Here is a 16440-nt window from a genome sequence, read left to right as displayed (position 1 = left end):
TATATTTGAAGAAGCCCGTTAGTCTGCGTAATGTGTCGGTGATAAGAATAAAGATGTTTGCCAGGCGATTTAAGAAATTTAATGTGTCTGTTTGACAATAATTAAAATTACAAAATACCCAAAAACGGGTATTGTTTTGTTCAATTAGTTCCCTATTTTTACAACGGTTTTTCATAGGATATTGGATTTTAAAAACGGGGCTGGATTTCTATCCTGGCCCCTTTATTTTTTTAAGACCTCCGTGTTTTTACCACTTTACGATATCCCGCCTCACTTACCATCGTCTTCCTGTTTAAGTCTATCGTCTTCCTGATTAAACCCAGTGTCTTCCTGGTTAAGTCCATCGTCTTCCTGGTTACCGCCATTAACGACAACGGCACTATCCCCGGATGTTTCCTGGGGAAGCACTGCGGGATGGAAAAAATTCCAGACAATTTCAGCTTTCGCTTTGCCAATAGCTTTGGTCAACTCATCCCTGCCCAGCGCTTTTACTTTCTTAACTGATCTGAATTCTTTTAACAGCTGATCAGCAGTGTTTTTTCCGATTCCCCTGATTTGTTCCAGTTCGTTTTTGAAGGTTCCCTGGCTGCGTTTCTGGCGGTGAAACCGAATGCCGAACCTGTGCACCTCGTCACGGATCCTGCGTATCAGATGTAAACTGGGGCTGTTATACGGCAGTTTGAGCGATTCCTGGTCACCTGGGTAGAATATCTCTTCTTCATTTTTTGCAAGTCCGACAACGGTCATCGAACCCTGGAGACCAAGTGCCTCGATACTCTCCATGGCTGCGCTCAGTTGTCCCTTTCCGCCATCGATGATAACCAGTTGGGGTAGTGCCTGGTTTTCTTCGGTCAGGCGCCGGTATCGCCTGTACACCACTTCCTTCATGGTTGCAAAGTCATTGATGCCCTGGACAGTCTTTACATTATAATGCCTGTAGTCGTCTTTGCTGGGAACACCCATCCTGAAACAAACCATCGCAGAAACCGGGTAACTGCCCTGGAAGTTCGAGTTATCAAAGCATTCGATATGCACCGGAACATCACGGAGTTTGAGGTCGTCACGGAGCTGGTAGAGTACCTGCTTTTTTTCCATATCATCTTTTCCTTCGAGCTGCAACATCCTCTTTTTCCGAAGCTCCTCACGGAAGTAATTGACATTTTTCTCGGAAAGATCGAGCAGCTTTTTTTTATCGCCTGCACGAGGCACCGTAATGACAATATCCTTCTCCGGATAATCAATTACATACTGAACGATGATCTCCCTGGCGCTGCTGTTGAATGTATCCCGAAGTTGGGCGATGGCAAAGGAAAGTACCTCTTCATCGGGTTCTTCAAGATGAGTTTCCAATTGCGAGGTATGAGTCTGAACAATGGTCCCGTTCTGCACCATCAGGTAATTGACATAAGCCTTATCCTCTTCCCTTAAGAGCGAAAATACATCCGCGTTGGTAAGGCTGCTGCTGACAATCACGGACCGGGCAGCATATTGTTCCATGTGATTGATCTTTTTACGGACCAGTTCAGCTTTTTCAAAGCGCATATTTGCCGCCTCTTCTTTCATTTCATTTTTGAAATGCTGGATCACCGGATTCAGGTTCCCTTTCAGTATGTTTCGGATCTGTTGTAAGCCTTCGTTATAATCTTCCAGGGACTGGTGCCCTTCACATGGTCCCTTACAATTCCCGAGGTGATATTCCAGGCAGACCTTAAATTTTCCCTTTCGGATATTGGTCTCCGTTAGATTCAGCTTACAGGTCCGCAACTGGATAGTTGCCTTAACAAAATCCATTAATTCACGCACCTTGCCGACCGAAGTGAAAGGTCCGAGGTATTCCGAGCCATCATTTATCTTTCGCCTGGTGAGAAAAATCCTGGGGAACGGCTCATTTTTTATAACGATAAAGGGATAGCTTTTGTCGTCCTTTAGGTTAATGTTGAACCTGGGCTGAAACTGTTTGATCAGGGAGTTCTCGAGGAGGAACGCATCCTGCTCGGAGTTTACGATAGTAAACTCAATACGCCTGATCCGTTGAACCAGTTCGTGTGTTTTGTAGGTAGTAAATGTTTTGTTGAAATAGGACGCAACCCGTTTACGCAAACTTTTGGCCTTACCAACATAAAGTAATTCGTTTTTGAGATCATAATACTTGTAGATCCCCGGGTTGAGTGGTATTGTATGTGCTATCTGCTGAAATTCCTGCTGCGTCATTTGTATCCTGATTACCTGCTCTGCTCAGATGGAATTGCTATTTCCAGTCGTTCCAGACGTATTTATCCTGCCGGATTACCGGTTTATTGTTTTTAACCGTCGTTTCTGAATTTATCAGGAGGCTTTTACCGCCGACCAAAAGGATCTTTTTAACCGCCGAGGAATCTTCTCCTCCGATAAATTTTTCCATGTATATGCTGCTCACCTTATCATAGCTTTCAGAACCCTGCACCAGCACATCTATGCGGTGAAATTCAAGATCATCGTTTTTGGTAGCATAAGTAAAGGTGGAAGTTTGGGTTGTCTGATCAAAAAACGAAGATTCGCTGTAATATTTTTCGAAATTTTCCTTGCTTAGTTCTGGTGGTAAAAACTCCTGCATGATTCCGTTGAACTGATCCACAGTAACAAAAGATGAGTCTGTTTTTCCATTGAACGTTGTATATACCCTAATCGCTGTAGCGAAGGAATCTACATTACTTAATTCTCCCTTCAGGTAATCTAGTACCGGGAAAAACTGTTTGGCTTTGTTTGTACTGTCCGGTAACCGGGCCTCAGGAAGGGGGGATTCTAATTCATCAGCGCAACCGGACAATAGGGTAATCAGCACCAGGGAAAGCAAGCATGACTTCATTTTCTAAAATTAAGAAAATGAAAGCTCCAATGTTTAGCGGGGACTAACAAATTTAGGTTAAACAGCTCCTTGTTACCTGATTGTTTTGCTTACGCCGATTTTCACACCGTATTCCATGAGATTTTCGCGGATCGGGTATTTTGAAGAATAACTGGAAAGTACCTGGTACCTGAACTGGGGACCTACCTGCCATTGTATTCCGCCGGTGTTATAAGAAACAAAGGCCTCCGCGCTGGTATTCATATTCCAGCGTCTCACCAGGGATGGTTCACGGGTATAGCTGAGGTAATCTGTAGTAATCAGGTAAGTGTTCCGGTTAAGCAGATAAGTGGGTTGAACCGTACCTGCAATATGAAGACCCATTCGTTTGCCTCCCAGCAGTTTCAGTTCCACGCCGATAGGTGCAGAAAGCTGGAAATACTGGTTTTGAATGTCCTTTACGGAATTGCCGCCAAAATTACTGATACTGCTATATGAGATAAGCGAATCCCTGAAAGAACCGCCAACGCTGTTCAGCGCAATGGTTGCTACATCTATACCGGGTGCAGAAAATGCTTCAATTGCATACCGGGCATAGTTGAACTGGATACCGGCTTTGAAAGTTATGGTCCTGTTTGCAACGTACCTCATATGGGTTCCAAGCTCGAAACCGAGGGCAGGACTATGGTTTACAAGATTGTCAACATCACCGGTAATATCCATCGCCATGGGGATATTCTTCACCCTGTACTGTTTGCCGGGATTTTTGCTCGTGGATAAGTTCCGGTAATTCATTGTGGGTGCAAAGGCCAACTGCCAGCTGAGCCTCTTCAGCGGAGCCACGTTAAATTCATTCGATGCGAATTCCTGCAGCCAGTTGATTTTCTTCACATCTTCAGCCGCTGCCTCCTGTTCTATCGGGAACCGGACGCTACCGGTACTTCCATCAATGCCCCGGTTTTGCCCGAGGGCAATTATCCGATCTTTATCCTGGAGTCCACCATTAGTGTTTTGATCAGGCAGCCCTGCCGCTGATGTAGCGGAAGGCGGCGTATTATCAACAATGATCACCGGATCATAACCATCCAATGAGGAAAATGATTTTGCCGGTGAAGCAGCCGCGAGGGAATTGAGCGGAGTTTTGCTTTCGACAGGGCCTGACAACACCGGAACCCGGGTCAGTTGAAGCATTTCCACTACCCTGGCAGTAGCGCCGGGCTCTATGTCAGCGTATGATCTGTCAATATCATAATCACCGTCAAACGGTAGTTCGATATCCTTGGGAAGCGATTGGTATCGGGAACCGCCATTTTGAGTAAGCGGTATAACCAGCGCAGAACCGGCTTTGCCATCTTTTCCACTCAATAATACATTGTCGGCCGGAACTTTTGAAGCGATAACTTTTGCCTGGGATTTTTGAGCAGCTTTTGGTGGCGCAATAAGGGCTTCGATCGCATAATAACTTACACCAGAGAGAAGAAGGGCGAATCCGATCCAGTACCATTTCCTTTTTGAATGAAGTGAATTCTGAATTCCATTCCACACCTTATCGGAAGGGTACATTTTGTATTGATCAGCCTTTTCTTTCAGCAGTTCCTCAAAATCGTCAGTGTAAAAATTGCGCTCCATAATCTTCGTGTTTGTAAGGCAGGATCTTCAATGGACGTTATTATGTAAGTTTTGGTTTTTATTTTCCTCCTGCAACACGTAACCAATCTGTTTTTTGCCTTGGCTTCTGGATGATATTTTTTCTGACAAGTATATCTTCCAGCATTTGCTTTGCCCTGGTGTATTGCGATCGGCTGGTGCTTTCTTCAATATCCAGGACTTCAGCAATTTCTTTGTGCGAATAACCTTCAATCGCATAAAGGTTTAAAACTGTTCTGTACCCGATCGGCAATAACCTGATACATTCCACCACTTGTTTCGCCTGTACGATCGACGGCACCGACTCTTCTCTTACCTGAATAGTAGTAGCATGAATAATGTCTACACTTTCATTGAACTTCTTATTTTTCTTCAGGTTATTGATGCAGGTATGAACAATGATTCTGCGTATCCAACCTTCAAACGCGCCTTTGTTCTGGAAGGTATGTATCTGTCCGAAGACCTTGATAAAACCCTCCTGAAGCATGTCTTCAGCGTCTTCCCGGTTATGTGCGAACCGATAACATACCGACAGCATTTTGGGACTGTATTTGCCATACAATTCCCGCTGGGCAATTGAGTCATTCCGTAAACAGCCGTATAAAATGGCTTCTTCAGTCATACACGCTCTTTGGTTGCCCTGTAATTTAGACAATTTTGAGAAGCAAAAGCTGCTTGGAAAAAAAAATAGATGGGGTTAATCGATCAGAATATTGCCCGTCATTTCAGGTGGAATATCCAGTCCCATCACTTTGAGGATCGTGGGTGCCAGGTCGCCGAGTTTGCCTGGTTTGATGGTTCCTTTCCAGTTGTTATCAATGATCCAGAAAGGTACCGGATTTAAAGTGTGTGCGGTGTTCGGGCTGCCATCCGGGTTAATTTCATAATCTGCATTACCATGATCCGCAGTCAGGAATATCGTGTAGTCGTGTGCAAGTGCGGTTTTGACGAGCCGGCTCACACAAATATCCACGGTTTCCACCGCTTTGATCACCGCGTTCCATACGCCCGTGTGGCCCACCATATCGGCATTGGCATAATTCAGACAAATGAAATCCGCCGTTTCATTTTCTATTTCAGGAATGATAAGATCCGTAAGTTCATATGCACTCATTTCCGGCTGAAGATCATAGGTAGCAACCTTCGGCGAGGGCGCCATCAATCTTGTCTCACCTTCAAATGGTACTTCGCGTCCCCCGCTGAAAAAGAAAGTTACATGCGGATACTTTTCAGTCTCAGCAATCCGGATCTGCTTTTTTCCATTAGCCTGCAAAACTTCTCCAAGGGTGTTATTCAGATTATCATTTTCAAAGACAACCTTTACGTTATTGAACGTCTTATCATATTCGGTCATGGTTGTATAATGAAGATTTAGCTTCTTCATCCCGAACTCAGGAAAGTCTTTCTGGGTCAACACTTCAGTAATCTCGCGGCACCTGTCTGTGCGGAAGTTGAAACAGATGGTAACATCACCATCTTTGATCGTGGCAACCGGGTTTTGTGCTTCATCCGTGATTATGATCGGCTTGATGAATTCATCGGTGATGTTATTCAGATAACAGTCTGTAATTGCTTTTATGGGGTTAACTGATTTATCTCCCACTCCGTTGACCATCCCGTCATAAGCAAGTTTCACACGTTCCCAGCGTTTGTCGCGGTCCATAGCAAAATACCTTCCGGTAATCGTCGCGATCTTACCACCAGTCAGGTTGATATGTTCCTGCAAGTCTGTAATAAAACCCAATCCACTCTTCGGATCCGTATCACGACCATCCGTAAACGCGTGTATAAAAACATTTGTAAGCCCTTCAGTGGCACACAAAGTCAATAGCGCCTTCAGGTGAGTGATATGTGAATGAACACCGCCATCACTTACCAATCCGAGCAGATGTAGTGGTTTATTGTTGTCTCTTGCGTAACGGATCGATTCCAGTATCACTGCATTTTTGTGAAACTCCTCCGTCCGGATGGCGACATTTATCCGTTGCAGCTCCTGGTATACGATGCGGCCTGCCCCGAGGTTCAGGTGTCCAACTTCCGAATTGCCCATCTGGCCATCGGGAAGGCCAACTAATTCACCACAGGTGGTTAGGGTTGTATTTGGATAATTTTCGTAGAGCGAATTAACGAACGGGGTTTGGGCATGGCGGATAGCATCTGATTCGAAAACCTGTCCGAGACCCCAGCCGTCCATAATAACGAGTATAACTTTCTTTGCAGCCATGATTAAACTTTATAAGCCAGATTAGGTGGTGAATATATATCCGCGCGGTCCAGGGTCGCTTCCAACAGCTGTCAGAATTAAGTGCAAACCATCAGAAATCAGATCGCTAGGAGTTGATTACTAAATGAATACTGCAAAATATCCAATATTTTCTATTCAGTATTAAATATCTTAGTTTGGCATGTTTTTCGCAATTTTGGTATTGAAAATTTTTTATTATGAAATCAAGCTCGGGAATTGCGGTATTAGCTTTCTCGCTATTCCTGACATCTTTTACGCTCATTTTCTCTATTGAAGATGTAGCTTCAGCCATGCGCTCAGGTAATGCAGCGCAGATCTCCAAATATTTCGACAGCCGCGTCGATCTCTCCTTTCCGGACAAAAGTGATAACTACAGCAAGTCCCAGGCTGAAATGATTCTGAAGGACTTTTTTGCCAGTAACGAGGTAAAAGGTTTCCAGGTCAAACACAAGGGCGAAAACAAAGATGGCTCCCAGTTTTGTATCGGGTTGCTACAAACAAAGTCCCGCGATTACCGGATCAGGTTTTACCTTAAGAAAAAAGGCGAACAGCAGTTTCTTCAGGAGATTGTTTTCCAGTTGGCAGAATAGTTCCCGCAACTTACGATCTTAAACATTTTATATGAACGCTTTTGATGAGCACCTGTTTGTTTTGGTTCAGTCGGCACTGCAGGAAGATATCGGGGATGGAGATCATTCAACCCTTGCATGTATTCCTGAGGGCGCAATGGGTGTTGCTGAATTAAAGATCAAGGAGGATGGAATACTGGCAGGCGTTTCAGTCGCTGAGAGAATATTCAGGATGAAATATCCAACCACAGAATTTACGAGGCTTAAATCGGACGGTGACGCCATGAGTTCCGGTGAGAAGGCTTTTGAGGTCAAAGCCCCGGTGCAGGTGATCCTGCAGTGTGAAAGGATTGTACTTAACTGTATGCAAAGAATGAGTGGTATTGCGACGCTTACCCGGACCTACGTCAACAAAATTGAAGGTTATAAAACGAGGATACTTGACACCCGGAAAACAACACCAAATTTTCGTGTTCTTGAAAAGGAAGCAGTCAGAATCGGTGGAGGGCATAATCATAGAATGGGTCTTTACGATATGATCATGTTGAAAGATAATCATATCGATTACAGTGGTGGTATTGAAAGGGCTATCGGGCTTGCTCACGATTATGTACAAACGAAGCGGCCGGGATTGAAGATTGAAGTGGAAACCAGGAATCTTGATGAAGTAAAACGCGTTCTGGCCATCGGGAAAATTGACCGGATAATGCTTGACAATTTCAAACCGGCAGATATCACCGAGGCGGTAAAGCTCATTGATGGCAGGTATGAAACCGAAGCGAGTGGGGGAATAAATCTTGACAACATCATTGCTTATGCTGAAACAGGGGTGGACTTCGTCAGTGTTGGAGCCCTGATACACCAGGCAAGAAGTCTTGACCTTAGTCTGAAAGCAAAATTGCTATAGCATCAGCAGCCGGTGCAAGAATTTTTCTCTCTTTTGTAATGGCAGCTACACCAGGTGCTCAATTGTTTTCTGAGTTTTATATTTTTACGTTATGAGTAAGAAAAAATCAACGGGCGGCATTGTCTTTTCAACGGACCCTGATTTTAAAAAAGGGGAAGACATACCTGAGTCTGCGGAAACACTTCCACCTGCTCAACAAAAACTGCGTATCAGGCTCGACACTAAACAGCGCGCAGGTAAGGCCGTTACACTGGTGCAGGATTTTATAGGCACTGAAACCGACCTGGAGGACCTTGGCAAGAAACTCAAAACATTTTGCGGAACCGGCGGCTCCGTCAAAGGCGGCGAAATCATTATCCAGGGAGATAACCGGGATAAAGTGCTGGCATGGTTAATCAAAAACGGATACTCCAGAACAAAAAAGATCTAGGCACTCTTACAAAAACGTTTTAGTAGAAAACAGAATCGAGATATCTTCTAAAGCCTATATTGCGAAATACTCTGTCAGGATTCTTAACACATAGTGTTAGCACTGGTATTTGCAGAATGTTGTTAGAAAAACGATTGTCTCTGATGTTTAGCCAAGATCAAACTGAACTGCTGGTTCGATTCAGAACCGGTGACAAGGCAGCCTTTGAACAGGTGTTCAAACTATACCTGAAGCCTTTACGACTGAATGCGTTCCTGATCCTAAAAAACGAACAGGAAGCCGAAGACATGGTTCAGCAGTTGTTTCTTGATATCTGGAATCAACAACTTTACCGCAATATTGAGAAATCAGTCAAAGCCTACCTGCATACTTCAATCCGACATCGTTGTCTCAATTACCTCAAGCTCCTTGGCAAGCAAACAAAAAACTTAAAAGATTACGCCGGCCAGTTAGAAACAGAAAACGTTGATGGGGAATTGTCACCGTCTCCACAATTGCTCAGCGTGCTCGATGGGCTGCCGACTCAGCAATTCAGGGCTTTTCACCTGATCCATCTTGAAAATAAGCGATACCAGGATGCCGCTGAGGAAATGGGAATCAGTATAAATTCTGTCAAAAGCCACCTGAAGCTGGCCGTAAAATTCCTGCGCATCAAATTAAAATCATCTCCGATTCACCCATACAACAGCTAATAGTGTCTTTATACCGGATGCAGTTTAATAACGAAGAAATAAGGTTGTTGATCATTGAAAAGATTGCGGGATCTATTGATCCGGTCGATGATCTGATCCTGGCACAATTAATAAAAGATGATCCGGGTGTAAGAGAGATGTGGCTTACAATTTCCGCCGGGCTGGAGGATGCCACAGCAGCAGGGTTTGATGTGAACGTTGATGAACAGGCACAGTGGATGCGTTTAGAGCCGCTGATGGTGAGTCCTGCCCGGCCAGGTTTGCGTATCATCGGACGAAGACTACTGGCGGCTGCCTCAATAGTCGCTGTGTTAGCAGCGGGGTATTGGTGGTATCAGGCGGGCACACGGAGCGCTGAAGTATCCACGGGCCTGTCATTTACCGATGGCAAAATGAAATTCCCGACTTTAGAACTGGCAAATCACGAGACCGTGGAACTACATGGAAAGGCCGAGAGCACATTTAAAGCCGGCGATGCTGTTTTTGAAACAAATGGCAACACGCTTGTTTATAAAACTGTAGCAGGCAACAACCAAAACTGGACACTGCATGTGCCATATGGTTACGATTATAAGATCAGGCTATCTGACGGTTCCGAAGTGTGGTTGAACGCAGCGACCACCCTGAAGTTTCCTGCGAGTTTCCAGGGGCAAACACGTGAAGTAAGTGTCGAAGGAGAAGCCTTTTTCAATGTTTCTAAAAACAAAGAAAGTCCTTTTCTAGTGCGTGCCCGGGAAACAGAAGTACTTGTGACCGGCACCTCGTTTAATGTTAATACATATTCCACTGGCAGAATCCGGACAGCATTGATGGAAGGTTCGGTGGTGTTGCGTAATGAAGGTAAAAAAGCTGTTCACCTGCAACCAGGTTTCGAAGCCGACTTTACCAGCATAGCCGGGTTTGAGACGCGACCATTCGATTCCCTCGAAGTACTGTCGTGGTTGAAGGGTGTTTACTATTTCAGCAATACAACATTAAAAGAATTATCAGAAGCAATGAAGCGAATGTATAATGTTGAAAGTGAGTTTTCCAATATAACACTAAAGGGTAAAACGTTTAGCGGTGAGATGCGTAAAGACCAGCCCCTGCAGGCTTTCCTTGATAATATCAATCTTTCTGGCGATGTTAATTGCCAGTTGATTGATGGAAAGATATACTTCAAATAGTCCACATTATTCCCGCTGGTCCAAATTAAAAATTAAATATTTTCTTCCGATCCATTCACCCGGATTTGAATTTGGATGTCTTTGATTCAATATTTCTCACCTAAAATAAAATTGCTGCTATGTCTTGCCTGAGAAAACCAGCTATAACCTGCATTTATCTCCTGGTGCTATCTGCACTGTTATTCAACACTGTTTGTGTTTTTGCGAATGTCAATGAGCCAAATCCATGGGTAAGGCTCAGCAAGGGCGAAACTTCGCTGGCAAATCTTTTCAAATCAATTAAAAAACAAACCGGGTTCACACTGTTCTACAGCAACGAACTGCTGAACGATGCAGAGACAGTCAGGTTCAGTGCCGATAAGGTCCGGCTCGATGATCTGCTGACAGAAGTGCTGGTGCCAAAAAATGTCTCCTGGATTTACAGGGAACATTTGATAATCCTTAAAAAGAAATTACAGGAAGCTCCAACACGTTCAATGGTAATGAACGCCGCCTTTACGCCCGCTGTTCAGCGAAGTGCCTTGCCCATCACGGGTAGAGTTCTCGACAGCGATGGCAAGCCGGTGGTTGGTGCTTCGGTCCAGGTTGTTGGTTCTGATATTGGTACTAATACCGATGCCAATGGCGCATTCACAATCGAGGTCAACAAGCCTGATGCAGTGCTCTCGGTTTCCTATATTGGCTATCAGAAGCAGGAAGTAACCATCGGGGAAAAAACTAATCTTGTTATCACGCTTTCCCAGGAAACCACCCAGCTGAATGATGTGGTGGTAGTCGGTTATGGTACCAGGAAGAAATCTGATCTTACCGGGGCTGTCGCTACGGTTACTGCTGCAAACATGAAAGAGCGTGCAGTAGTCAATTTTGGCGAAGCGATGGCGGGACAGATGGCCGGTGTGCAGGTACAACAGATTACCGGTGCCCCGGGAGGCGAGGGCCTTGCCATAAGGGTAAGAGGAACAGGATCTATTACCCAGTCAAGTTCACCACTCTATGTTGTGGATGGCTATCCGATGGAAAGTGGAGCATTTAACCTGATCAACCCTTCAGATATCGAGAGTATCCAGGTGCTTAAAGATGCATCCTCCACAGCCATCTATGGTTCGAGGGGTGCTAATGGTGTGGTGATCATTACGACTAAAAGAGGTAAGTCAGGTACACCTACCGTGAGCTTCAATGTGTTTGCCGGGGTGCAGCGTCGTTCAAAGAAAATGGAAGTGATGAATCGTGAGGACTATGTTCAATGGTTCATTGATGGGCGAAACCAGGCATGGCTGGATCAACCTGTTATTGCTGCGGATCCTAACAAGGCACCACACACCATTGACGACCTGAATACACGTCGCCAGCTATACCCTAGTGCTAACTCACTGTACATGATCCCGGATGGCAAAAACGGTTATAAATACAATTTCTTCGATCCCAATTCCGTAGCAACCATGCCCAACAACAACTGGCAGGATATGCTGTTCCGTGATGCCCCGATACAGCAGTATGAACTTTCGGTTATGGGTGGTAGTGATAAGACCAGGTACGTATTCGCGGGCAGTTATGTTAACCAGCAGGGCATATCATTGAATACTGATTACGCGCGGTACAACTTCCGAACAAATGTAGAATCCCAGATATCCAAACGCCTTAAGCTCGGTCTTAATCTGAATGCTTTCCATTCGGGCGGTCATGAACAGGCGAATGGAAAGGATGCTCCAATACTTTATTCGCTGCTGCTGCCACCTATCTATGAGCTCAGGAATCCTGATGGTACCTATGGTTCAATGGTTCGTAATCCTGAAGTACTCGCCGGTGATGTGGCCAATCCAATTGGTATAGCAGAACAGGTCAACAGGTACCGCAAAAGATATGGTTGGCTGGGAACACTGTTTGCGGAACTTGACATTATTGAGGGTTTGAAATACAGGATAAATGTGAACGGTGGTATTCGTAATAATGATTATGAAACCTTCGAACCTTCCGTAGTAGATTTTGATGGCTCAAGGGCACCTCGTCCCGCGAGATCAGTGAATGAACAGTCAACTGATTTTGATTGGGTGATTGAACAAACGCTTTCTTACAATAAGAAACTCGGCGACAAACATGATCTTGGTTTGTTGGGCGGGTTTAGCAGTCAGAAAACTACCAATGAATACATGTATGGCGAAGCAAGGGGTTTTCCGAATGATGTGATCCAGACCCTGAACGCCGGCGCTCCTTACCAGTTGTCAAGTACAAAATCGCAATATTCGATGGTGTCTTATTTTGCGCGCGCTAACTACACCTTCGACAATAAATATCTTCTTACCGCAACCATTCGTTCAGACGGCTCTTCACGGTTTGGAGAGAACAGGAAATGGGGATCCTTTCCTTCCGTGTCAGGTGCATGGAGGGTGAGCCAGGAGAAATTTATGGATCCACTGGCGCATATTATCAGTGAGTTTAAACTACGTGCCAGTTATGGTATTGCGGGTAATAACCGGATTGGAAATTATTCTGCCATCGGATTGCTTGGTACAGGATTTTATCCAACAGGTGATGTGCTCCAGAATACTGTTAATCCAAGCACCATCCCGAATGACGATCTTGGTTGGGAAAAAGTGTTACAATCTAATTTTGGATTTGACCTGGCTTTATTCAATAGTCGCGTTCGTATTGAAGGTGATTTTTACAATAGCAGATCAATCGACCTCTTATTAAATGTTCCGGTCCCTACCATTACCGGTTATGCTACCCAGATCCAGAATATCGGTAAACTGGAGAACAGGGGAATGGAATTTTTACTGTCTACAAGAAACCTGACAGGCAAGTTCACCTGGACCAGCGACTTCAATATTTCTTTCAACAAAAATAAGGTACTGGAAGTAGGTCCTGGCGGCCAGCCGATCTATGCCAGCGCACCTAATGCAAATAATTCATTTATCACCAAACCCGGATACCCGATAGCAAGCTTTTTCGGCTATGTATATGATGGTGTATTTATGAACCAGGCTGAGCTGGATAAATCTCCGCATCTTCCGGCAGACAAGGTTGGTGACGGACGTTACCTGGATGTAAATGGTGATGGAAAACTTGATCAGAATGACAAGACGATCATCGGGGATAACCAGCCATATTTCCAGGGTGGGTTCAGCAATAATTTCTCATACCAGAATTTTACATTGTCGGCTCAACTATCTTTCTCACAGGGAGCACAGTTGTTCAGCTTTTTCAACCGCATGGTTGGTATATATCATGGAGACAGGAATACATTGGTAGAACAGAACGGGCGCTGGCGGTCTGCTGATGATCCGGGAGATGGCGTGCATTTCAGGCCAACCCGCAATCCTACAGGATGGCAACGCGATCCTTCTTCGGCCTGGGTGACTGATGGTTCATTCATTCGTCTTCGCAACATCACACTTGCTTACGACTTTAAGATCCGCCCGATTGGTGGTCTTAAAATAAATGCGTTGCGTCTTTATGCTACCGGCCAGAATCTCTTTACCTGGACTAAGTATACCGGTTTCGATCCAGAAACCAGCAGTGAGGGAGATGGTCTTTCAAGAGGCGGGGATTACCTTGGGTATCCCTCAGCTAAAACAGTAATTATCGGCTTAAACCTGAGTTTCTAATCCATTAATTAATTGTCATGAAATATTTCGCGATTGCAGCAATAAGCGTCCTTGTCTTTGGTTCCTGCAAAAAAGAATTTATACAACTCAGTCCACCTTCCAGTCTGAACTCCGAGAGCTTTTATAAAACCGAGTCGGATATGAACCAGGCTGTACTTTCAGCTTATGGTAACCTTCGCTCAGTATATAACAATCCATTTGTAAGGCTTGGAGAGATCAGGTCTGACAATACCACTTATTCATGGTTGAGTGGTAACCCCGCAGATGATAACGGCATTGACGTATTTGCTTCACCGCTGCTACCGGAAAACAACTATCCGACCAACGCATGGAACAACTGCTATAATGTTATACTCAGAAGCAACATAGTGATTGGACGGATTGATCCTGTAAAATTCAATAATGAAAACCTGAAGAAGCAATACGTCGCGGAAGCAAGGTTCCTGCGTGCACTTATGTATTTCTGGCTTAACCGTGCGTTTGGCGGAGTTGCTCTCAATGGAAGCTTACTTGGTGTACCCAGGGTAGATAAGGAAGTAACACCCACCGAAGCTTACGAGATCCTTCGCGCACCTCTCCAGGAGATCTACGATCTGATCATTGAAGACCTTCAATATGCTGAAGCGAACCTGCCGGCTTCCTATACTGCAAACGATAAAGGCCGGATAACCAAATGGGGCGCCATGGGTCTGCTCTCAAAGGTGTATCTTACTATGGCAGGATATCCGCTGAATAAGGGTAATGACTTCTATACACTCGCTACACAAAAAGCAGAGCAGGTGATCAGCACATCGGGAGCGGCGTTGGTCCCCAGCTACAAGGATCTTTTTGATGTAACAAAAAAGAACAGCATAGAATCACTCTTTGAGGTCCAATACAAAAAAGGCAGCCCCAACGGTGCTACCGGTAGCCCATGGAACAATGATTTTGCACCGAGGTTCTCTAATAAGGAAGTCGTTCTCGTTGGTGATAAATCGGGTGTTAATGCGCCAACCGGCAATATGTCTGCAGCGTATGAGCCTGCGGACCCAAGGAAATATGTTTCTATGCGCGACAACTGGGTCAATGCTACCAGTGGAGCCGTGCAGAATGAGCGATATGTCACCAAATATTACGATGTTGCAACCAGTGGCAGCGATAATGGCAACAACTGGATCGAACTAAGGCTTGCAGATGTACTGCTGATCTCTGCAGAAGCTATTGTACGTACCGGGGGCGACAAAACAAAAGCGATCACCTACCTAAACAGGATCCGGCAGAGAGCCCGCAACACACCCGGAAATCCGGCTATAGTAAAACCGGCAGATCTGTTAAAGGATTATACAATGGGAGACTTTGCAAATGATAACGCGTTGCTGATGGCAATCGAAAAAGAAAGGAGGGTCGAACTTGCATTTGAGAATCATCGTTGGTTCGATCTCGTCAGAACGAAAAGAGCAAAAGATGTGATGATTGCAGAACAGGCTGCTGATGGGTTTCCGCCGTTCACCTGGAGTGATGATATGCTCATCTACCCTATACCAACCACGGTGATGCAATCAAATCCGGGTAAGATCATACAGAATAAAGGATATGTTCAATTGTAGGCAACCAACATAAAGTAATTAACACACAAACGATAAGTGATGAAAACAAAAAGAAACCTATGGCTGCTGCCGCTTTTACTATGCATGTTTAGTGCGATGTCGCAGCCGCCAAGACTCACTAAAAAAGAAGCAAAAGAAGGTTGGGTATCGTTGTTTGATGGAAAATCATTTGAGGGTTGGCAGAAATCGAACGGGCAGCCATTTAATGGTAAGGGTTGGATCGTTAAGAACGGAGTATTGAGTACAGATACCCTTAGCGGTCACGGGGGAGATATAGTTACTACAAAAGAGTTTGGCGACTTTGAACTGTCGCTTGAATTCAAACTTGAGCCTGGAACCAACAGCGGTATCAAATATTCTCTATTCAAAAACACCTCTCTCGGTTGTGAATATCAACTGATTGATGATGCCCGCCACCAGGATGCCAAACTGGGTAAAAATGGTAACCGCACCCTTGGTGCATTGTACGATGTTTTGCCGCCGTCAGAAAAGAAGGTAAAGTCGGTGGGGGAATGGAACACGGTGCGTATCGTAAAAAAAGGTACCCATGCGGAGCATTGGCTCAACGGTTCAATGATCTTATCTTACGACCGTACCAGCGACGTATTTAAAGATGGGGTTGCAGCAAGTAAATTCAAAAAAGAAAATGGTTGGGCCGAAGCATCAACTTCACCAATACTGTTGCAGGAGCATGGTGACATTATACATTATCGCAACATAAAGATCAGAAATCTGTAGTCCTGATTTTTTGTTTAATTTTTAAAAACTA

General features: G+C 44.8%; 13 protein-coding genes. 8 read left to right on the top strand and 5 right to left on the bottom strand.

What is annotated here, in order from left to right; translation table 11 throughout:
- Positions 1-270: 270 nt before the first annotated feature.
- From uvrC to gpmI, 5 genes are all read right to left on the bottom strand, one after another.
- Positions 271-2211: an excinuclease ABC subunit UvrC gene (gene uvrC / locus ACX0G7_RS06495; protein WP_458922622.1), complete on the bottom strand. Its 1941-nt coding sequence runs from the start codon at positions 2209-2211 to the stop codon at positions 271-273.
- A 37-nt stretch (positions 2212-2248) separates the two neighbouring features.
- Positions 2249-2845, bottom strand: coding sequence for a hypothetical protein (locus ACX0G7_RS06490; protein WP_458922621.1), 597 nt, complete (start codon positions 2843-2845; stop codon positions 2249-2251).
- A gap of 72 nt (positions 2846-2917) precedes the next feature.
- Complete coding sequence (locus ACX0G7_RS06485; protein ID WP_458922620.1) at positions 2918-4453, bottom strand: hypothetical protein; 1536 nt, start codon at positions 4451-4453, stop codon at positions 2918-2920.
- A 58-nt stretch (positions 4454-4511) separates the two neighbouring features.
- Complete coding sequence (locus tag ACX0G7_RS06480; RefSeq protein WP_458922619.1) at positions 4512-5093, bottom strand: RNA polymerase sigma factor; 582 nt, start codon at positions 5091-5093, stop codon at positions 4512-4514.
- Positions 5094-5168: 75 nt separating this feature from the next.
- Positions 5169-6695: a 2,3-bisphosphoglycerate-independent phosphoglycerate mutase gene (gene gpmI, locus ACX0G7_RS06475; protein ID WP_458922618.1), complete on the bottom strand. Its 1527-nt coding sequence runs from the start codon at positions 6693-6695 to the stop codon at positions 5169-5171.
- Between the two features lie 218 nt (positions 6696-6913).
- Between gpmI and ACX0G7_RS06470 the strand changes: the two genes are divergently transcribed.
- The 8 genes from ACX0G7_RS06470 (at position 6914) to ACX0G7_RS06435 (ending at position 16409) form a co-directional block, all read left to right on the top strand.
- Positions 6914-7306: a DUF4783 domain-containing protein gene (locus tag ACX0G7_RS06470; protein ID WP_458922617.1), complete on the top strand. Its 393-nt coding sequence runs from the start codon at positions 6914-6916 to the stop codon at positions 7304-7306.
- 31 nt (positions 7307-7337) lie between these two features.
- On the top strand, positions 7338-8192 hold the full coding sequence (gene nadC / locus ACX0G7_RS06465; RefSeq protein WP_458922616.1) for a carboxylating nicotinate-nucleotide diphosphorylase: 855 nt from the start codon (positions 7338-7340) through the stop codon (positions 8190-8192).
- 91 nt (positions 8193-8283) lie between these two features.
- Positions 8284-8622: a translation initiation factor gene (locus ACX0G7_RS06460; RefSeq protein ID WP_458922615.1), complete on the top strand. Its 339-nt coding sequence runs from the start codon at positions 8284-8286 to the stop codon at positions 8620-8622.
- Between the two features lie 143 nt (positions 8623-8765).
- Positions 8766-9314: an RNA polymerase sigma factor gene (locus ACX0G7_RS06455; RefSeq protein ID WP_458922614.1), complete on the top strand. Its 549-nt coding sequence runs from the start codon at positions 8766-8768 to the stop codon at positions 9312-9314.
- 2 nt (positions 9315-9316) lie between these two features.
- Positions 9317-10480, top strand: coding sequence for a FecR family protein (locus ACX0G7_RS06450; protein WP_458922613.1), 1164 nt, complete (start codon positions 9317-9319; stop codon positions 10478-10480).
- A gap of 119 nt (positions 10481-10599) precedes the next feature.
- A complete protein-coding gene (locus tag ACX0G7_RS06445; RefSeq protein ID WP_458922612.1) occupies positions 10600-14085 on the top strand; it encodes a SusC/RagA family TonB-linked outer membrane protein in 3486 nt (1161 codons plus the stop codon).
- A 17-nt stretch (positions 14086-14102) separates the two neighbouring features.
- On the top strand, positions 14103-15671 hold the full coding sequence (locus ACX0G7_RS06440; protein ID WP_458922611.1) for a RagB/SusD family nutrient uptake outer membrane protein: 1569 nt from the start codon (positions 14103-14105) through the stop codon (positions 15669-15671).
- A 39-nt stretch (positions 15672-15710) separates the two neighbouring features.
- On the top strand, positions 15711-16409 hold the full coding sequence (locus ACX0G7_RS06435; RefSeq protein WP_458922610.1) for a 3-keto-disaccharide hydrolase: 699 nt from the start codon (positions 15711-15713) through the stop codon (positions 16407-16409).
- Positions 16410-16440 lie beyond the last annotated feature (31 nt).

The sequence above is a fragment of the Flavitalea antarctica genome (genome assembly GCF_054461535.1).
Note: the sequence above shows the minus strand (reverse complement) of the source record. Positions and strands in the feature narration are given on the sequence as shown.